The sequence below is a fragment of the Colwellia sp. Bg11-28 genome, from assembly GCF_002836245.1.
GTDB lineage: Bacteria > Pseudomonadota > Gammaproteobacteria > Enterobacterales > Alteromonadaceae > Colwellia > Colwellia psychrerythraea_A.
Map to the genome: position 1 here is coordinate 1,060,638 of NZ_PJBA01000006.1, position 20,018 is coordinate 1,080,655.

The following is a 20,018-nucleotide window of genomic DNA, read 5'->3' on the forward strand; positions in this document are numbered from 1 at the left end:
TTAAAACTCCTTCTTTAATAATGCTTCAACGGTGGCAAGTTTGTCATTGAGTGAGCTTATTTCTTCTTGAAAAACATCATAACCAGCTCTACTTTGTTGGTCATGTAGCTTATCTTTAATTTCTTCTAATGTGCCCCAATCTTGTTTTAAGATGGTAGCCACTTTATTTTGTACGCCGCTACGTCGGCTAAGACCTTCCATTGATATTTCTAGGTCAAGCAGCTTCATTACCATTTGTGGTACAACATTATGTTGTTGTCCCAGCTCAGTAAGAATGTGGGCACCTTGTTTATCAAAGGTTGAATTGTCGTTATAAACCCAATTTAAATCTTTACCGTAAACACTACGGTAAATACCGGGTAATGAGTCATCCCAATCAGGTTCATTAGGATCGTTTAACCACTCTTGGCGAATAGCGTGTAACTCAGGTTTAGTGATTAGCTCAACCTTGTGTCCGGCTTTATTAAATTGCTTCTCTTGTACTAATAACTTTCTAAGCCAGCGTTTACGGTATTTTAACCAATAAGGGCCCGGTACATGGGCGCGCTCAAGGCTAATATCATCACCATCTTTAGCACGTTGGAAGTTCACTCGGCCGATGCGACGTTTATAATTTCGGTATCTATCTTTGTTCGTTATTATATTTGTTTTGGCTAATATATTTCTTCCAATTAGGAGAGGCTCCATCCAAGCTTCACCATTTTGAATTAGGCTCTCCATTGCTCTATCACGTGTCACTACTGTGCATGTCCAGCAACCAAAGCGAGAATTACCACAAGAAGGAGTACTGTCATCAATAACCATTGGGCATTCGCCTTGGTCAGAGGCATCTTTATATAAATTCCAAAGTGTTAGGTTTTTAGACGCCCATGGGTTTTGCCATTCTAGATCGTATTTGTCAGCCCATTTTTTACCGATACCAAGTGGGGATGTTGTTACTTCAAGACTACAGGCTCTAAGTATTTTCCAAACATCGTCCATACTCCATGTATCAATCGGTGTGTAAATATAAGCGTTTGCAAGGGTCGTATGGCGAGCAAAGCGGGAGTTTTCTATTTTATGTTTTGCAATAACTTGGGCACGTGAAGCACTTTCTTCACTACGAGAGCCTAGTGTTACAATCACTTCATCATGCTGAGAGATTTTACTTTTGATAAAGTCACTCACAGGATTTATTTTCATACGCTCAGTACACCAACGAAAACTCTGGGTCGGTGCTGGGTAACCTTTACCGAGTAAACATGCCCAAAAGGATTGGTTCGCTTCAGGCATTACTTTATGGGTGCTGATAGGTAATTGGTCAAGCTTAGCTTGCTTATGTATAGCCGCTAATGAATTATCTATATGATCTACTACTTTTGGCGTTTCTACTAAGGTATCTGATGCAACGAGGTAAATATTTTTAGTACGTTTTTCCTTTTCTAGCGCTAACACAGATAAATAAATCAAAGTGGCAACAGCAGAAGAGTCTTTACCACCACTGTAGCCAATAACCCAAGGGCGATTATCTAATGTATAGGCTGATTGCACTCGATGAATTATATCGATTAACCTTTGGCTAAGGTGAGGTTCATAATCAGCAATTTTACCGTTTTGAAATATCAGTTTATCTAAGTACTTTTGGCATTCTTGAGCATTTAAAACGATTCGTACATCTTTGTATTCATCAACTTCACTGGGAAGAATATTATTTTCTTTAGCATCTTTCTCTATTTCATCAGGCGTTCTTTTGACCTTTTTGTAACGGATACCTTCAAGATCATCAATATATTGGTTTATTAAATTCACGCACAGGCTTAACGTGTTTTCAGCCTGCCTTAAGTGCAATTCTGCATTGAGCGCGTTTTGATGCTGCTGCTCTAAATGCTTATAAACATTGCTAATTGAAGAGAAAGAATCAGTTTTTGACTTATTAACAAGCGCTAAATAGGCTGATATAGCCTTTTTTTGCTGTTCATTCAAAGGTGATTTTTTAAAATGTAATTTATTAATTTCTGATAACTTTTCCATGTTATCAGTAACTTTACTATTTTTAGGTATTTCTGAAAATAAAGAATAAACGATGTTGATTAACGACTTAAGTTTAAGCGTGTTCTCTTCTACTTTACTTCTCAATAAAACTTTTTCCGACATGTATTTCGGTAAATGGTCCTTTAATTTAGGAGGTAAAGTTTTCCAATTTTTGTATCGTTTGAACCCAGAGAAAAACTCATTATTTACGTAATCGAGTTGCTCATCATCTAAGTTGTCTGCTTGAAATATGTTACTCATTTTTGTGCCTGTAATTCTAATGTGCGCTCTTCAGGAGATAACGCTAAGCCAAGTTCAATTTTTAATGCATTTGCAACTAATTGAATATTTATTGTCGCTTTGGATAAGCGGCCTTGTTGATTGATACAACGTTTCGCAAATGTTGTATTGGATTTACGCCAATCAACTTTATCTAATTTTTTTAACGTATCACGCCATTCATCGGGCTGAGCCGTGATTAAGGTATGTCCCATAACTCCAAGAGCATGAAGACCTATACCATGTGCATGAATATATTCTTGCCTAAATTGTGAAGGTGATAGCTCTTTGTTACATACCATTTTCCATTCAGGCGTGAAACTAAATATGGTTTGCCAAAAGTCAGCAGCTATTTCTTTTTCTTGCTCTGAATAAGGCTCTTTTGGACTTTTTCCCATTAGGGAACGGGTTGCTTGTTTAATACCACTTAATGTGAAAAGTTTTCCGCTGCTAGAGCTGATATTGGACTTTTCCATCTCGGTAAAGCCTTTAAATGGCTGTATATTGGCAGCAAGATAACGTGCCACTTCAGAGCTGGGATCGCGTTTGTCGTAACAATCAGCAAGCGATGTATTTGGTTTAACAGCATACTTATTTAAGTCAACAAACATTTGTTGGCTACGTACTAATCCTTCATCAACAAAAAATAGGACCGGTATGTTATCGGATCCGAGATCAGGGTTTTCTTTTAATGCTTCTTCAATCGCTTTACGACGGTGTTGTCCATCGTTAATGAGTATTTGAGCATCTAAAGGAACCTTTAATATACCAAGGTTTGGCGTGTTAACGGGGTCACTGTCAGTGAAGGTAACGGTTGTATCAACAGACACTGTTAGTGCAGAGAACACATAATCGTTAGGGTTTTCTACCAAATACTTAACCATGGCAGGAATTCTTGATTTATTGAGTGTTCGCTGTGCCCTAAGTTCGGGTGGAACTTCTTCTTCATCGAAAACAAATATTTTGGGAATCGTTCGCAATGGACACGTTGCAATATAAAAAGGCCTGCCAGCTTGCGTGCCTCTTACCGCTGGAAATGAAAAACAATAGCCTGAATCTTGATGGTTGTTCATAATTACGTACCTAACGTTAGTTTTTTACGTTACTTTAATGGTAGTACGTAATAATTATTACGTTATATTGTTTATTTATAATAAAAGCACCGTTATTCTAGTTAGGAATAATAACGTTTTGCTGTCAGTAAAACCAGTGTTTTTGATAGGTAGGAAATGAAAAAACGTTACTTTGATTAAGGTTTATTCAATTTATAAAATTTATTACCTTTCAGCACTATTCCTTGGTATTGGAATATTTTTTGTAGAAGCTCCCAGTCAGGTAATTGTTCTAGCGGTAACCCTTTAAGTTGCTTAGTTATTCGGTTTTCAAACGTTTTTTGTTTGTTATATTCAGTGCAGCTATTCGGTAAGTAAGTTGATTTATCGTATAGCGGTGGGTAAGGGTATTCATCACCATAAAAGAAAAAGTCGATATCTAAATCGAGCAGGCGAATTTTAATGCGCTCGGTAAGTAGTGGCAGCGCTTTGTTATTAAAATCATCGTATTTGAGTAGGGTTACTTTACCTGAGCGAATATGTACTTTAATCACATCTATATCGTCTATGTCACCATAGAGTTGAATGGCGCAACCCACATATACGCGTATTACCGCTGGCATTTGATTAAGTAAATCCCGGTTGAACGAGTATGACTTACTGTGTTGTAGCTTTCCGCAATTAAACTCTTGGTATGCTTGGCTACAAGCGTTGGCGATGCTTTCTGGATTTCCTACTGAAAAGAGTAGTGATTGTGCTAGGGCTATGGCTTGGCTATATGATTCAAAGAGCGCTTTTATATCTCGCTGTAATCTGGCTGGCATGTGAGACTTAGCTTTACGTTTTTCAAATAAACTCAAAGCAAAATATACCAATACATGGCTACGACGCTGTTTTTGTGCCTGTTCAAAGCTCGCTGGGCTCATGGTGGCAGCCATTAATTCAAACGCTTTTTTATGACTACCCATTACGCGACGTAAATTATCGCTGCATTCAAATTCATCGTTAGCGGGAATTCTTCCGAGAATTAGGCATTGTCTCCAGAAGTCATCAAGTAGCTCACTGTGTTTTTCATAGAGTGATTTTTCTTGTGCCTTTGACGATAATTTTGTTGGCGAAGGTCTAGTCGTTAATTGCTGCCAAAGTGCATCAGCAGGTTGTTCATTACGTTGATATTGTCTATTTAAGTAAAATTCTTCTTCGAGTGTTTTATCTTTGAAAATGGCAAATATGCCTTGGCCTAAAGCAACCGTTTTAGCTTTTAGTGCTTGTTCAATGTACGATCGAATTTCTGCTTGGTTATAATACTTTTGAAAAGTATTCCACTTAGTTATCACGCCATCTTTATAGCGAGTAAATTGCTCTAACTTGGCTGCGCCCGCTACCATCACAGAAACAACCAGTAATTTATCACTTAGTTGCCATGCATTTTTAAGGGTTTGTGTACGCTCGTTCACGTCTTCAATAACATTTAATACAAAGCCTAAATTAACAATGTCACTATTAATTTTCTTACCTTCAGGTTTGTGAACTGGATCCCAGCTATTGATATTTAAACCATGCGCTTCAAGTTCGTTGGCATCGTCGCCCTTGCCACAACCATAATCGAATATGCTGTAATCACCCTCTAAAAGGTTATGTCGTGCGAGTCTTTGAAAAGGGGCTGAAAGTTTGTCTCTGTTTATTGCGGTTAAGTGTCTAGCAATGGTGTTGGGCTCAATGTTATCTGTTTGCACTTCTTCATCTGTGGAAGAGGAAATTGTTGCCAGAGGTTTGAGCCTGCCTTCGGGGTTTAGTTGGTAACCTTTACGGTTGATAAGCTTTTGCCATTGTTGTTTAAAACCTATGGTTTTGGTGTTTTTGTATAGCTCAATTGCTTCACCTTCCGTGGTTATTGCTTTGAAGGATTCTATTAACGGATAGTTTGTTAAAACAAAAGTTTCTTTACGATGCAAGATCGGTGGGTTATCTGATTTTTGGTAGTTAGCTTTCCGTTTAGTTAGCTCTTCTAAGTCAATTGTTATGCTTGTATGAAGTGCAGGGTAAGCGTATGTATCAAAGTCGGGATAGTTGAGCAGGGTTATTTTAAAGTCACGCTTATAAAGTTTAAGTAAATTCCAAGGTTCGGTAATATTGAGTTTATTGATGGTGTCTAAAATATAACTTAGTAATGTTACTGATAATACTGATTCAATTGCAGAGCGGTGCAGGTAAATAGCTGTAGGTAACTTTTTTCCCCCCTGTAGTGATTTAACCTGCTCGCGGTACTCAATAAATTTCATTAGTAGGCTATTTGGATTGGTTCTTGTTTATTGGCTTCTGCTCGATTTGACTCTGATTCATTTGATACAAAAAGGCATTACCTTGCTTTTTAAACGTTAGTTTATCGCTTTCTCTCAGATGCATTAACTCACAGCCGGAAATATTCAGCAGCTTTTGTACTTCTTTACTGGTTAGCCAAACGTTAGTCATTTATATTAATCTTTTTTGTTGAGCGTTATTTCAATTCTTTAATTGTTATAAATTTTTGCTTTCAGCTAACTACTATTACTTATGTAGCACCTGCTAGCTACTATTATTTATGTAGCACCTGCTAGCTACTATTATTTATGTAGCACCTGCTAGCTACTATTATTTATGTAGCACCTGTTAGCTACTATTATTTATGTAGCACCTGCTAGCTACTATTATTTATGTAGCACCTGCTAGCTACTATTATTTATGTAGCACCTGCTAGCTACTATTATTTATGTAGCATCTGCTAGCTTCTATTATTTATGTAGCATCTGCTAGCTTCTATTACTTATGTAGCTCCTGCTAGCTTCTATTACTTATGTAGCTCCTGCTAGCTTCTATTACTTATGTCGCTTCTGCTAGCTTCTATTACTTATGTCGCTTCTGCTAGCTTCTATTATTTATGTAGCTCCTGCTAGCTTCTATTACTTATGTAGCTCCTGCTAGCTTCTATTACTTATGTAGCTCCTGCTAGCTACTATTACTTATGTAACTCCTACTAGTTACTATTGCGTATGTAACTCCTACTAGTTACTATTGTACATGTAACTCCTACTAGTTACTGTTGCGTATGTAACTCCTACTAGTTACTGTTGCGTATGTAACTCCTACTAGTTACTATTGCACATGTAACTCCTACTAGTTACTGTTGTGTATGTGACTCCTACTAGTTACTGTTGTGTATGTGACTCCTACTAGTTACTGTTGTGTATGTGACTCCTACAAGTTAGTTAGTTAGTTAGTTAGTTAGTTAGTTAGTTAGTTATTAAACCTATCGCCTTGGGAGGTAATAATGTTAAAAGCCGTAATTACTGGTGACTTAATCAAATCTAGAAAGATAGCAGCTCAAGATTTCGATGTAATTAGATATCGTTTAGAACAAGTTCTAACCTATTTAAGTGACAAGTACGACGCTGAGTATGACGTATACAGAGGGGATTCATTTCAAATTATATTTCCAAGTATGAATTATTCGATAACAAGCGCTTTGCTAATAAGACTAGCCTTAAAATCAGTGAAAACATCGGGACAAAAATTTGATGCGAGGATCAGTATAGGGCTAGGTACCGTAGAGACTCAAAGAACAAAACTGCGAAGTTCTACAGGAGAAGCTTTTAATTTATCAGGTATAGGGCTAGATAAGCTTAAGGGGCAGAATATAGGCGTGTTTACCAATTCAACAGAATTTCAAAGTAGAATTAGTCTGTTGATTAAATTTGTTGATGCAAAAATAGATAATTTAACCCAAGTGCAAATACAAGCTCTCTATGAGTACCTTATAGATGAAAATAATAACCATGATGAGATAGCCAAAAGGCTAAATAAATCAAGGGTGAATACAACTAAGCTGTTAAATATGGCAAGCTACCAACTATTTGATGAGTTTATAGACACATTTGAAACGCTAAAGAGTGAATTAATACATGAGTGAATCTGTTTTATTGTTAGCCTTATTGTTACTTGCTCATATTCTAGGGGATTTTTATTTTCAACCTTCGTCTTGGGTTGAGAATAGGTATGAAAAGCACCTGAAGTCTATTCGATTATATCAACATGTTTTAATTCATACAGTTTTTGTATTTACCATTTTGCTTTGTGCAGGGTACTCATTAGATGTTGTGTGTTATGGCAGTGCATTTGTCTTAGTTACTCATTTGTTTATCGATGTTGTGAAGTCTTATTTACCACGTACTTCAACTTACTTTTTTCTCGACCAAGTAATACATATTATGATGCTCGTTATTGTATGGGCATGTATTACCAGTGACTATGATAAAGTCATAGCCCATCTTTTTCAGAAGGTTGATTATAAATTTGTGGTAGTGCTGATTGCTTATAGTGTGGTGCTTAAGCCTGCATCTATCATTATTAGTATGTTACTTGAGCAATGGAGTGAAATAGCCAAGGGTAACTCAAATAGTGGTGAAGAAGAAGGAAGTCGCATAACAACAGTTGAGGGTGAAGATATTAAGTCGCTTGTTTCTGCGGGTAAAGTCATAGGTATGGTTGAAAGGGTTCTGATTTTGACTTTTGTGTTATTGAATCAATTCTCTGGTGTTGGTTTTTTATTAGCAGCTAAATCAGTATTTAGGTTTGGCGATTTAAAAGAAAAAAATGATCATAAAATGACTGAGTATGTGATGTTAGGTACCTTGTTAAGTGTCACCATTACTCTATTTATAGGGTTAATTACTTTGTATATAGTTAAGGGAAGTTTAGGCATTAAATAGCGCTTTTAGTACTGTAAAAAAAGGATTTATATTTTGGAAAAAGAAAGCTTCAAACAAGAATGTACTCGCCAGTTACTTAACTACTTTGAGTTACTTAACTACTTTGAGTTACTTAAAAAAAACAAGCTTAATACTGGGCTTAAGCATCGAGTGCAGGGCTTTATTAATGCAGGTGAATTTTTAGGTATTATTACTCGTTCTGAGGCTATTTCCTTAATGGACGAAACACACTTTTCAGTTTTCGGAATAACTAATGAGCAGCGCACAGCTCGCAAGGCTGAAATAAAGGCTGTAAGAAGTGGCCATGAAGATAGTATATTTGATATACCGGCGATTGAGCGATTAGTTAAAAGGTAAGTTGTATTCTTAACTTTTCTACGGTATCGATTAAAGGAATCTCCCAAAAGGAGGATATCATTATTTCTTGACTACTTGGAAATATACGTAACTGAATAATTATAAAAGGTTATTTAAGTTTTTAGTCTATAGTGCGATAATGATTTTAAGTTGTAATTATTAAAGAAAACAGAATGGAATCGACCTTTAAAGAACCCGTTAATGAATGCCAGCCTGGCTCATATAAAGTAAATATGGACTCTGAACAAACATCCTCCCATGAGAAAACACCTCCTACACCAGAGTTAACTCAATTAGAGCTGATTGCTCAATGGCGCCTTAATCTTCAACAATTATTGAAAGACCTCGGCTTCTCATCTTCTGAGAACAATCTTACTGATGAACTAAAGGGCTTATCGTCTGATATTAAAGATAAGTTAGATTATTTAAATAAAACAGATTGTTTGCTTCAGGAATATGATGACTTTACATTGTCTGATGCTGGCTTTGAGAAATATAAGTCGGCTAATTTAGCTATTGTTCGTTACTTGACTCAGCTTCACCAAGAAAAAAAATCTAAAGAGAAAGGTGATAAAAACGTAAAGTTTTACTTCTTCTCTCGATCCAAACATATTAAGCAGCAAGTAAATACCATTCCTTGGTTATTTGCACTTTTTCATTTGGTACTACTGATTGTTGCAACATTAGCGCTAACTATTGGTGGTATTGCAGTAGCGGTATTGAGCCAAATGAATGGAATAGTGTTGATATTTTTAGCGGCAATTGTATTTACTCTTATTGGTATAGTAAAAGACAAAGTTAAAAGTTACAAAATAAGTGCATTAACACCTTTTCGTTTTATAACAAGCTTACTTAGTATTTGTTCATTAACAACGGTACTTTATGCACTGATACTTATTGCTGCTCCTGCCATTATAGCTTGGGAGTTCAAGCCATTTTGGCGTGATGACGTAATGATAATTGGCTTGGGGATTTTTACTTTTATTCTGTTCGGTCACTCTGTTGAGGCCCCAGAAGAAACAGCTAAGTTATCAAGTGCAGAGGCTATAAAGTAATGTTGCGTTTAATTATTGTTTTATTACTGTGTTTTTATAGTTTATCTGCCAGTGCAGTAGGTATTGATATAGACAAAGCATGCGAAGAGCGAGATGAGCAGAAAAAAGCATTGCTCAGTAAAATGTCTACGTCAATAACCGAAGCTTTTCTTGCGGGGCAATGTACTGGTTATCAGCAAACTTATTATAGAAGCTCTTATAATGCACACTCTTTTGAAGAGCTATCTATGGCTTGCTCTGAATTTGTTGAGCAAAAAGAAGCACTACTGCCTTTTAATATGAGTACTACGTTGAAGGAAGCTATGTTTGCAGGAATGTGTACCGGTGCCATATATAAGGTGGCAGAAAATTGTGGTGTAGATGAACAGTATATTCAATACCTTGTTATTGCAAAGGGCATGAAGGAAATGAGCGAGAGCCAAGCTGTAGTTCATATTATTACAGGACTGAGATGCCGATAAGGGATTATGATGGCGAGAAAAGGTAATAGCATTGCTGCGATAGCATCAAGGGCATTAGGGATTGAGCAAAAATTTCTACCGGAGCGTTTACGTAATAGGCTTAATTATTATGTTAAAGATGAGAGCTTAAAGGAACAACTTTTAGATGAACCTGATACATCTTCTGAATCCGTAGATTATAAATCTCGCACCGTTCGTGCAGGGAATAAAAATTTCATCCGAAACTTAGTCATTCTTGATACCTTGTTTGAGGATAAAAGAGTAGTAACAAAATGGTTAAATGGGGCAGAGCTTCCTAAAGGTAAGCTGGAACAACACTTTGCTGAGTGGCGTGCTAAAAAAATGCTTTATCAAGCATTAGAGTCTCGCTTACCAGAGTTAAGTGAATTTTTATCTAAAGGTAATATTGACTGGGTGGAAGATGAAATTCCTTACCCATTTAGTGATGGAGAGTTTACCTCTGTTGAATTAATTGCCAATGTTATTACTGCTGACAACAATCCTTCACCGTACGATAGTGCGATTAAAGCGGTAATAACTAATCAATTTGGTGAGCTAGGGCAAATATTGGAACATGCTTCTGCAGAGTTTTTAAATGGTGAAGGGCAGTGGTTAAACCTTCTATATCAAGCTAAACGGAAAGAATACGAAGAATTCCATACACTCCTAAATAAATATTAATATATTTCCAATAAACTCTTTTTTGTGAAATTCACAGTTTGATACTTGCTCCTGAAGTCACCGCACAGTGTGGTGAACTATTGGAGTACAAGCAATATGTATCATTTAATTCTTTTTTCATTGCTCAATGCGAGCAATGAGCTCTCTAACTATGATTCTGTTATTAAAGCAAACCTACTGGTAATTGTATCAGGAGGTTCACATGAATAATTCGCAAGACGAATTGGTTATTAATTATCATATTACAGAGGTCTGTAATTATTCATGTAAATTTTGTTATGCCAAGTGGGACCGCCCTAACGAAATACATACTCAGGGGGAAGATGCTGAATTAATGCTTGAGAAACTGGCTAGTTATTTTTTTAATGATGCTGGCAATAAAGTAAAGGCAGTGTTCCCTTATAAAAATGTTCGTATAAATTTTGCTGGAGGAGAGCCTTTAATTCTTAAAAAACGCTTTTCACAACTAATCATAAAAGCTAAGGAATTAGGCTTCAACTTATCGCTTATCACGAATGGACATTATTTAACTAATACGTTTATAGATAATTACGGCTCTTTATTCTCTATGATTGGTATTAGTTTTGATAGCCAGTCTGTTAATACTCGAAAAGGCATTGGTCGTATAGATCGTAAAGGTAACTCTTTTGATTCAGCTGTCTTATTGAATACAGTTGCACGGTTTCGTCAAGTTAACCCAACCATCACGATAAAAGTAAATACTGTTGTTAACAGCTTAAATTATCAAGAATCATTTTGTACGTTAATTAATGAGTTAAAGCCTGATAAATGGAAGGTTTTTCAGGTTCTCCCTGTGTTGAGTAATCAGCTTTTAGTTACTGAGGAACAGTTTTCTGTTTTTGTAACAAATCACGATAAGTTAGAAGGGGTGATGGTTGTTGAAGATAATGATGCGATGACTAACTCTTATTTAATGATTAATCCTCAAGGTCGATTTTATCAGAATAGTCAGACACAAGATGGCTATCAATACGGTGATTTGATTTTGGATGTTAGCGTTGAGCAAGCATTAAGTGTTTGTGAAATTAACTGGGAAACGTTTATTAGTCGGTATAAAAAAGATGTCATTAATGATGTGGTTAATCTGATTAGTAATGGGGAATACCAGTTCAAACAGACCAAAAACTCCTTCACTATGAGACAAGGAGAAGTAGCATGAGTAATATTATCGATGATGAGCAGTTTGCTGGGCTTTTTAAAGAGTCGATTGCTTCAGATTATAAAGATGCACTTTTGTTTATGAAAGCTGATCCTGATATTAGTTTAATGAAGTTTCGCAAAATACTTGAGTCGTTATGTTTATTGTACAAGGAGCATTCTAGCTATGAATTTGAGAGTGTTAATTTATACGATCAAATAGAAGAGTTAGCAGGTAACAACATCATTGCTGGTGTTACTAGGGAGTCATTCCATGAAGTTAGAACTTTAACTAATGAAGGGGTCCATATTTCTTGTGATATTGGTTATGAAAAAGATGGCATCGCAGTTAAAGAAAAATTAGACATAAATGCTATTGAGTCAAGAAAAGGAATACTAAATTTATTAGAGCATGCATTTTTGGGATTAGGTATTGATAAAGCTCTACCAGCTTATGAAATGAAAGTTGCAGGAGGGCAAGAGCAGAAAAACTTATGGTTTATGAGCCTAACATCCAATAATCATAATGATCATTTTCGTTTAGGTGAGTTATACCTAAAGTTAGCTGAATGCTATGAAAGGCTGATGCTAGATGACAATACATTTATTGAGCGGTCAAATTCAATGTTTTTTTTTGCTGCGGAAAGTTATAAAGCGTCTTTTCAATTCTGTTCAAAAAGGAGTATCCCTTCCGTTATAGACTCTCAGGGAAAGGGCATTTCAATTTCACCTGAAAGTTGTGACGCATTATTTAACTACTCGCTTTTATGCTTAAAAGGGAAGGTTGATAACCAAGGGGCTGTAGAAGCAAAAATCATTTTACGAGCTCTGATAAAAAGAGGGTTTACCGATGCTTATTCTTATTTAGGCTGGCAAAATTATGTAGATGAAGATTATAAAAGTGCATTTAAATACCTTAATCACAAAAAGGTAACTCAAAACGTTTACACGTTTCATAAGTTAGGTATCTTATATTCTGAAGGAAAAGCTTGCCCCATAAATATTGATAGAGCTATTGATTGTTTTCAAAGAGCATCTGAGTTGGGAGATACCGAGTCAATGTTTGAGCTAGGTAAGTTGTACCATAAAGCTACTGAGGTTGATAACAATGATGCCCTTTCTCAGGAGTACCTAGGAAAAGCGGTTGTTAGAGGGCATATCGATGCAGTGATGTATCTTGATGATAACTATTTGAAGCTACAAGATTCATTTAATAAGGTTGTGGAGGAAACTATAGTAATGTTAGATGAAGCACTCCTACAAGCAAAAAAAACACCAATTAAAGCGAATAGTAAACAGGGTAGAAATGAGGGTTGTTCTTGTAACTCTGGAATAAAGTATAAAAATTGCTGTGCTACACAGTAACTTAACTTACTTGAAGTTTTACAGGTAAAGTTTTTAGTGAAGGCCTCCTCACAACATGAGGAGGCTTATTTTTTTAAAAGGGTTTTATAGCATGCTAACTAGCAGGAAAGCCTAGCATTTTTTATGCTACTTAACGTGCTCTGTATAGACATATACAATGAATTCTTGTAGTTTTACATCTACTTTCACATGAAAGTCTGGAACATTTAAAAACACGAACCAAGGATTATAAATGGAGTTTAAGCAACTGCTTGCGCAGGACCCCGCCGAATGTAAAATACATTTTGTAAGTAGCGCAGGTCAAGGAGAGGCTGTTTTAGACATATATTTGGCAGGGGAGTTCGAAGAAGACCAACAATTCCAAAGAAGGAAAAATTTCTCTAGAAAATATGTGATTTCATTAATTGGTTTAGAGAGAAACACATACTACCTTTTTGCTGGTGTATTTGAGGTGTTAAGTGTGGAAAAAAATAAAGTAGGCCAACTACATTTTGGAGATTGTCTCTGGAAGTATAATACGGTTGAAGTGCCGGGATATGAAAAGCTAGTAGGCCGATTACTAGTCAAACCGAAAGACACAATTGGGCAATCAGTTTATAGATTGGCATGTGGTATTATTGACGATATAAATGTGTTGGAATATTTATCTAAACCTTTCGATTACTCAAACTTGAATAGTACAAGCAGTACTAAAAGTACTGAAAAGGGCTTTAAGCAAGAGGTGGAAGAGGCTTACGACTTACCACTTGATATAATTAGACAAAAAAGTAAAAGCTACCCTTCTAAACCTAAAAAAATTAAAACTTACACCTCAACATTTAAACGAAACCCTTTTGTGGTAGTCGAAGCACTTCGTAAGGCTAATGGGATTTGCGGTAGTTGCCTAAATAAAGCTCCTTTTATAAGCAAGTCTACAGCTAAGCCTTATTTAGAAGTACACCACATAAAAATGCTCGCTGATGGAGGTGATGATACTGTCGAAAATACCATTGCCCTTTGCCCTAATTGCCATAGAGAAAAGCATTTTGGATAATTCAGAGTGTAAATGACTAGGTAAAGTATTTTAGATTTAATGTAGAGGGGGTTATAAAGCTCACTCCAATATGATTTTTGTGTAAGGTTTAAAGTAATCTAACAGGCATGGTTTAGAGCCGTTGGGTTTAACCCTTAACAAAACCGTCGCCGTCACTAAGCTTGTACAGCTTATCTTTGGGTTTAGCTTGCTTAACCTTTGTGTTGGTTAGTGGTTTTGTTAATTTGGCCATTTTGGAGTACCGCAACTTGATAGATTTGTCTGGTACTCCTAAAAAGTGGGGATGTCACGGAACTGCATGAAATAGCTTTAGACATAAAAAAACCCGTAAAGCCTTTGGTTATGGGCTTTACGGGTTTTCTTAGAGGGTTATTAAACCCTAATTTGGTGCTCGCTACGGGACTCGAACCTGTGACACCTTGCATGTCATGCAAGTACTCTAACCAACTGAGCTAAGCGAGCACATGTTGATAACTCAACGAGCGCTATGTTAGCTTTTGGTTAATCGCCTTGCAAGTAGTTTTGTTTAATTCAATTGAAAAAAAGATTCGTTTGCTGGTTTTACCAGCAATATGTCCGAAAGTTGTGCTAGTCATCTATTTTACCTGAAGAAATATGTATCAAGGTGTCAGTTTCTTCCGGCACAAAAGTATTATTTTTAATTCGCTCTTGAATTATTCGTAAGCGCCAAGCGAGCAATATTGCTGCTGTGGTCAAACCAACAATAAAACCAATCCAAAAGCCATAAGGTCCTATTCTTGGAACAATCCAATCGGTGACACCTAAAATTAAGCCTACAGATAAACCCACAAGCCAATATGATACAAAGGTTATATATAATATAGATTTAGTGTCTTTATAGCCGCGTAATGCGCCTGCAGAGACAACTTGAATAGTATCTGAAAATTGATAAATGGTAGCAAGTAACATTAAACTGGCTGCTAATTCAATAACGGGAGCTTCTGTACTGTAAATACCAGCAATTTGTGTTCTAAAAAGTACGGTTATTAGCGCCGTGATACAAGCGAGGGCTAAGCCCAGAACGATAGAGTACATGGTGTAATCTCTTGCTTGTTTGAAGTCTTTATTACCAATAGCAAAGCCGACTTTAATGGTGGTAGCCATGGCTATGCTTAACGGCACCATGAATACTAGACCAGTAAAGTTTAATGCTACTTGATGACTTGCGACCACTTGCGCGCCAAAGGGCACTAAAATAATAGCAACAATAGCAAAAAGACTCACTTCAAAAAGAAGTGATAAAGCGATTGGAATACCTAAACCTAATATTGCTTTGATTTCTGCTAATACGGGCCAATAAAACGCACTAAATAAGTTTGCTTGTTTTAGTACCTTTGAATAAAAGCAATAAATAAGCATACTGATAAACATAGACCAGTAAACGAGTGCTGTGGCTACTCCACACCCAGCACCGCCTAGAGCAGGCATGCCAAATTTTCCATAGATGAAAATATAATTAGCAGGGATGTTGACCAGTAAACCTATGATACTAATAATCATCGTTGGCTTAGTGTATGAAAGGCCTTCGGAATAATTTCTTAGTACAAGGTATAAACAAAAGCCAGGAGCACCCCAAACAATAAAACCTAAGTAATCGAACATCAACTCTTCAAGGTTGCTCTCTAAAGTGACGAGTGGTGACACTATAGGAATGAGTAGGTAGTAGAGAAGTATCAGTGATAAACCTAACACTAAAGATATCCAAGCGGTTTGATAGGTTTGTTCTACTATTTTGCTATAGTTTTTGGCACCGGCCAGCTGAGAAACAATAGCAGAAAGTGCCATTATTAAGCCATAAATGGTCAATATAAGTGGTAACCAAATACTATTCGCTACGGCAACCGCGGCCAAATCAGTAGCGCTGACGCGTCCGGCCATAACAATATCGACAAAGCCCATTAAGTTTTGAATTAATTGCGCGATTAAAATGGGATAAGTGAGTTTTAATAAGCTTTTACTATGGGTGAAGAAATCAGCTAAATTCATGTCATTGGTTACTTTAGTAAAGAAGAAGGGGAGCGATTATCGGTATTGCCAAATTTCAAGCATCATAGATGAGATAGCCTGAGCAAACAAGGCAAACAGTCTCTTTAAAAGTAAAGTAATCCAGGTTTTTATTAGTACAATTTACAGAGTCTTGAATGAGGATGTCTAGAAGACTTGCTCATCATCACTATCTACGGTTAATTGAATCTTTTTTCTGTATTCATCAACATGCAAATTGTAGTGAATCTCCATACAACAAGAAGGGCACTCATCGTAATAATCTTGATCACCAGCAGAGGCATCTAGGGTCGCGTGCAAATGATGACCACAGTGAGGACAAGTAATGCGTTTTTCACTTAGTTTAATGGTCATATAGCCTCCGTAAGTAAGGGGTATTCGATTTCATATAATCGAGTTTATTCAGTATAACTATTTTTAATTAAATGACTAAAAAACAGTCGAAATTTTTTCTGGAAAACGAGTATTTGTATATCTACTTATTATCTTAAATTATTAGTGTAATGGTAATGACATAATTCTTGATAAGGTTGCTTTGGCTTGATCAATATAAATGCCGCCGAAAATATTAGCGTGATTTAAAATATGGTAAAAATTATAGACTAGTTTTCTTTGTTCGTAACCATCATCTAAGGGATATTCTGCTTGGTAGCCATGATAAAAATCATCAGGAAAGTGACCAAATAGTTCGGTCATGGCAATATCCACTTCTCGGTCGCCATAATAGCAAGCAGGGTCAAATATCATAGCTTGTTCACCAGAAAAACCAGTATTACCTTGCCACAAGTCACCATGAACCAGACAAGGAGACACTTGATGGTGCAGTAATGCGTCGTGACAAACTTGGGTAATATGCTCAATATTACCTAGCATAATGGAACGCTCAGACAGCAATTGTAATTGCCAAGCAATTCGTTGATCAGAAAAAAAGGTTGTCCAGTTACTGCTCCAATGATTGGGCTGAATTGTACTGCCAATGAAATTATCATGTTGCCAACCGAATTGACCGTGGCGATTTTCGTAATGCATTTGAGCGAGCTGTTGACCAAGTTGATACCAAAGCATAGGTTTTGCTTTACTAAAGTCAATATAATCGAGTACTAAGAAGCTCTTGTCTAAACTAGTGCCTATAGCTGTCACGTTAGGACTGGCAATATTCGCTAAGCTATTAAGTTGTTTTAATGAGTATGCTTCCGCTTGGAAGTTTTCTAGATAGTCTTTGTTGTTGATTTTTAGAAAATAACTGCGGTGTCCGTCAGTTATTTTGAATGATAAATTTGGAGGTGGCTCTTTATTATCATATGAACAAGTGAATGAGGAACTGCTGGCCGGTCTTGTCGATATTTCTTTTTTTTCTGAAATATAAAATGACTTCCCAGTTTCAACGCTAATGGCTTGTTCAATGCTATGCCACATAGTTATCTCCAAGAGTAATTATATGTTCTTTAGTATAGCTGCTTTCCTACAGAGTGTTGTCTTGAAAAAAAATATTTATTTAATACATTTTAGTCATCTGACTGAGTCTCTAAATATTGGATTTTATCTGCAACGCCATCCCATTTTTTAGCCTGTTCTAATGGCGGTTTTACTTCGGTAATTCTGGGCCAGTGTTTTGCTAGTTCGGCATTCAGTTCAATGAATTCTTGCTGGTCTGCGGGTACTTCATCTTCTTGGTAAATAGCACCTGCAGGGCATTCAACAGGACATAAGTCACAATCAATACAATCATCAGGGCTAATCACGAGAAAATTAGGTCCTTCATAAAACGCATCAGCAGGGCACACTGCCACACAGTCAGTGTATTTACATAATATACAGTTATCGGTTACTACAAATGCCATGGCTTTATCTAAATTTGTTAATTTTTATCTTAATAATGGTGTGGATCATACCTTTGTTGGGAGCAAATTCAATCTCTTGTTTATAAAATGATGGCGTACAGGTAAAATAGTGAAAAATATTACTCTTCCTATGCTGGATCTCAACAGAATGATTCGTTTAACCAATATTAAACTTCCGCTTGATCATCAAGAGCACGAACTTGAACAAGCAATTTTAACTAAATTATCAATAAAAGCCGTTCAGTTAATAAAATTCACCGTGTTTAAACGTGGTTATGATGCACGTAAGAAAAATAGTATTTTCTTAATTTATACCCTTGATGTTGAAACGAATGTTGACGAAGCGCTTCTTGCAACATTTATTGCTGATACCCAAGTAAAAGAAACGCCAGATATGGCTTACAAATTTGTTAGCCAAGCACCAAAGAACCTTAAAAATCGCCCAGTTGTTATTGGTATGGGACCTTGTGGTTTATTTGTAGGTTTAGTGTTGGCACAAATGGGCTTTAATCCTATTGTGTTAGAGCGTGGTCAAGAAGTTAGACAACGCACCAAAGACACTTTCGGTTTTTGGCGTAAAAAAATATTAAATACTGAATCCAATGTGCAATTTGGTGAAGGGGGAGCAGGTACATTCTCAGACGGTAAGCTTTATAGTCAAGTTAAAGACCCTAAGCATTATAGTCGTAAAGTGCTTCATGAATTTGTGGCAGCGGGTGCACCTGAAGAGATCCTTTACGTAAGCAAACCCCATATTGGTACGTTCAAATTAGTAACTATGGTTGAAAAAATGCGCGCCAAAATTTTTGAACTTGGCGGTGAAGTTCGATTTAACCAGCGAGTAGATAAAATTCACTTTACTGATGTTGAAGGTAATGAATGTACCGCGCAGGGCATTGAAGGTTACCAAAACAAAAAAGTGACAGGGTTAACTCTCTCTAATGGTGATCATATAGAGACTAACTATATTGCTTTAGCTATCGGACATAGTGCTCGTGATACCTTTAGTATGTTATTTGATGAAGATGTTTACATGAAAGCAAAACCCTTCTCTGTTGGCTTTCGTATTGAACATGAACAAGCGGTCATAGATGAAGCACGCTTTGGCAATAATGCCGGTAATGAAATTTTAGGCTCGGCAGATTACAAGTTAGTTCACCATTGTAGTAATGGCCGTTCAGTTTACAGTTTTTGTATGTGTCCAGGGGGAACTGTTGTTGCCGCTGCCTCGGAAGAGGGCCGTTTAGTGACTAATGGTATGAGCCAATACTCTCGTCTTGAGCGTAATGCGAATAGTGCTATTGTTGTGGGTATTGAACCGGAAGATTTCATCACCAGTGAGTTTGCTTCAGATAGAGATTATGTACTTGCGGGTATGGAATTTCAACGTAACTTAGAAGCAAAAGCGTTTAAACTTGGCGGCGAAAGTTATGATGCGCCAGTACAGCTTGTAGGTGATTTTCTTGCAGGACGTAAAAGTGGCGAACACGGCTCAGTAGCCCCGTCTTATAAACCAGGTGTAACTTATTGCGATTTAAGTGAAACCTTACCCGATTATGCGATAGCTGCAATTAGAGAAGCACTGCCTGCTTTTGATAAAAAAATTAAGGGTTTTTCAATGGCCGAAGCAACATTAACCGCAGTAGAAACTCGAACTTCATCACCTATTCAAATTACGAGAGATAAAGAGACCTTACAAAGCCTTAACGCGCAAGGTCTTTACCCTGCTGGTGAAGGTGCGGGTTATGCGGGTGGAATTTTATCTGCAGGTATTGATGGTATTAAAATTGCTGAGGCAATGGCATTAGCTATTACAGCTGAGCAGTAAATTAATGTTCCTATGCACATGGCTTAGGGACGTCATCCCCGTGGTATATTAATCGGGGATCCAGTTTTTAGTTTTATTGTGCCGATGGATTCCCGACAAGAGAACTCGGGAATGACGATGAATGGATT

18 protein-coding genes, 1 tRNA gene and 1 pseudogene are annotated in these 20,018 nt (G+C 36.8%); 10 read left to right on the top strand and 10 right to left on the bottom strand.

Annotation, left to right across the window (positions count from 1 at the left end; all coding sequences use genetic code 11):
- From CXF79_RS11695 to CXF79_RS11710, 4 genes are all read right to left on the bottom strand, one after another.
- Nucleotides 1-2,271, bottom strand: a complete 2,271-nt coding sequence (locus tag CXF79_RS11695; RefSeq protein ID WP_232769158.1) for a DNA phosphorothioation system sulfurtransferase DndC — start codon at nucleotides 2,269-2,271, stop codon at nucleotides 1-3.
- Nucleotides 2,268-3,362: a DNA sulfur modification protein DndB gene (dndB, locus tag CXF79_RS11700; RefSeq protein ID WP_101155076.1), complete on the bottom strand. Its 1,095-nt coding sequence runs from the start codon at nucleotides 3,360-3,362 to the stop codon at nucleotides 2,268-2,270. The genes CXF79_RS11695 and dndB overlap by 4 nt, the downstream gene beginning before the upstream one ends.
- A gap of 176 nt (nucleotides 3,363-3,538) precedes the next feature.
- Nucleotides 3,539-5,623, bottom strand: a complete 2,085-nt coding sequence (locus CXF79_RS11705) for a DNA phosphorothioation-associated putative methyltransferase (protein WP_101155078.1) — start codon at nucleotides 5,621-5,623, stop codon at nucleotides 3,539-3,541.
- A gap of 7 nt (nucleotides 5,624-5,630) precedes the next feature.
- Nucleotides 5,631-5,813 (bottom strand): hypothetical protein, encoded by a 183-nt coding sequence (locus CXF79_RS11710; protein ID WP_101155080.1) that lies wholly within the window; start codon nucleotides 5,811-5,813, stop codon nucleotides 5,631-5,633.
- A gap of 835 nt (nucleotides 5,814-6,648) precedes the next feature.
- Between CXF79_RS11710 and CXF79_RS11715 the strand changes: the two genes are divergently transcribed.
- From CXF79_RS11715 to CXF79_RS11755, 9 genes are all read left to right on the top strand, one after another.
- On the top strand, nucleotides 6,649-7,287 hold the full coding sequence (locus tag CXF79_RS11715) for a hypothetical protein (RefSeq protein WP_101155082.1): 639 nt from the start codon (nucleotides 6,649-6,651) through the stop codon (nucleotides 7,285-7,287).
- Nucleotides 7,280-8,086, top strand: coding sequence for a DUF3307 domain-containing protein (locus CXF79_RS11720; protein WP_101155084.1), 807 nt, complete (start codon nucleotides 7,280-7,282; stop codon nucleotides 8,084-8,086). Before CXF79_RS11715 ends, CXF79_RS11720 begins: the two co-directional genes overlap by 8 nt.
- A 33-nt stretch (nucleotides 8,087-8,119) precedes the next feature.
- A complete protein-coding gene (locus CXF79_RS11725; RefSeq protein WP_101155086.1) occupies nucleotides 8,120-8,443 on the top strand; it encodes a hypothetical protein in 324 nt (107 codons plus the stop codon).
- A 173-nt stretch (nucleotides 8,444-8,616) separates the two neighbouring features.
- Nucleotides 8,617-9,498 (top strand): hypothetical protein, encoded by an 882-nt coding sequence (locus tag CXF79_RS11730; RefSeq protein ID WP_101155088.1) that lies wholly within the window; start codon nucleotides 8,617-8,619, stop codon nucleotides 9,496-9,498.
- Nucleotides 9,498-9,959, top strand: a complete 462-nt coding sequence (locus tag CXF79_RS11735; protein ID WP_101155090.1) for a hypothetical protein — start codon at nucleotides 9,498-9,500, stop codon at nucleotides 9,957-9,959. The genes CXF79_RS11730 and CXF79_RS11735 overlap by 1 nt, the downstream gene beginning before the upstream one ends.
- A 9-nt stretch (nucleotides 9,960-9,968) precedes the next feature.
- Nucleotides 9,969-10,640 carry a hypothetical protein gene (locus CXF79_RS11740; protein ID WP_101155092.1) on the top strand — a complete coding sequence of 224 codons (672 nt, stop codon included), beginning with the start codon at nucleotides 9,969-9,971 and terminating at the stop codon, nucleotides 10,638-10,640.
- Between the two features lie 202 nt (nucleotides 10,641-10,842).
- On the top strand, nucleotides 10,843-11,820 hold the full coding sequence (locus tag CXF79_RS11745) for a viperin family antiviral radical SAM protein (protein WP_157825878.1): 978 nt from the start codon (nucleotides 10,843-10,845) through the stop codon (nucleotides 11,818-11,820).
- Nucleotides 11,817-13,163: a DUF4145 domain-containing protein gene (locus CXF79_RS11750; protein ID WP_101155094.1), complete on the top strand. Its 1,347-nt coding sequence runs from the start codon at nucleotides 11,817-11,819 to the stop codon at nucleotides 13,161-13,163. Before CXF79_RS11745 ends, CXF79_RS11750 begins: the two co-directional genes overlap by 4 nt.
- 232 nt (nucleotides 13,164-13,395) lie before the next feature.
- Entirely contained in the window at nucleotides 13,396-14,196 is an 801-nt protein-coding gene (locus CXF79_RS11755; RefSeq protein WP_101155096.1) for an HNH endonuclease, read from the top strand.
- Between the two features lie 75 nt (nucleotides 14,197-14,271).
- On the opposite strand, the pseudogene CXF79_RS23640 reads toward CXF79_RS11755, so the two are convergent.
- From CXF79_RS23640 to fdxA, 6 genes and pseudogenes are all read right to left on the bottom strand, one after another.
- Nucleotides 14,272-14,428, bottom strand: a pseudogene (locus CXF79_RS23640) (integrase arm-type DNA-binding domain-containing protein); the annotation flags it as partial.
- Between the two features lie 153 nt (nucleotides 14,429-14,581).
- Nucleotides 14,582-14,658: transfer RNA gene (locus tag CXF79_RS11765), tRNA-Val, on the bottom strand.
- 126 nt (nucleotides 14,659-14,784) lie between these two features.
- Nucleotides 14,785-16,203 carry an MATE family efflux transporter gene (locus tag CXF79_RS11770; RefSeq protein WP_011043708.1) on the bottom strand — a complete coding sequence of 473 codons (1,419 nt, stop codon included), beginning with the start codon at nucleotides 16,201-16,203 and terminating at the stop codon, nucleotides 14,785-14,787.
- 165 nt (nucleotides 16,204-16,368) lie between these two features.
- On the bottom strand, nucleotides 16,369-16,575 hold the full coding sequence (locus CXF79_RS11775; RefSeq protein WP_011043707.1) for a CPXCG motif-containing cysteine-rich protein: 207 nt from the start codon (nucleotides 16,573-16,575) through the stop codon (nucleotides 16,369-16,371).
- A gap of 141 nt (nucleotides 16,576-16,716) precedes the next feature.
- Nucleotides 16,717-17,637, bottom strand: coding sequence for a fructosamine kinase family protein (locus CXF79_RS11780; protein WP_101155098.1), 921 nt, complete (start codon nucleotides 17,635-17,637; stop codon nucleotides 16,717-16,719).
- A gap of 89 nt (nucleotides 17,638-17,726) precedes the next feature.
- A complete protein-coding gene (gene fdxA / locus CXF79_RS11785; protein ID WP_101155101.1) occupies nucleotides 17,727-18,062 on the bottom strand; it encodes a ferredoxin FdxA in 336 nt (111 codons plus the stop codon).
- Between the two features lie 148 nt (nucleotides 18,063-18,210).
- Between fdxA and CXF79_RS11790 the strand changes: the two genes are divergently transcribed.
- Nucleotides 18,211-19,890, top strand: a complete 1,680-nt coding sequence (locus CXF79_RS11790) for an NAD(P)/FAD-dependent oxidoreductase (RefSeq protein ID WP_101155103.1) — start codon at nucleotides 18,211-18,213, stop codon at nucleotides 19,888-19,890.
- The last annotated feature ends 128 nt before the right edge of the window (nucleotides 19,891-20,018 follow it).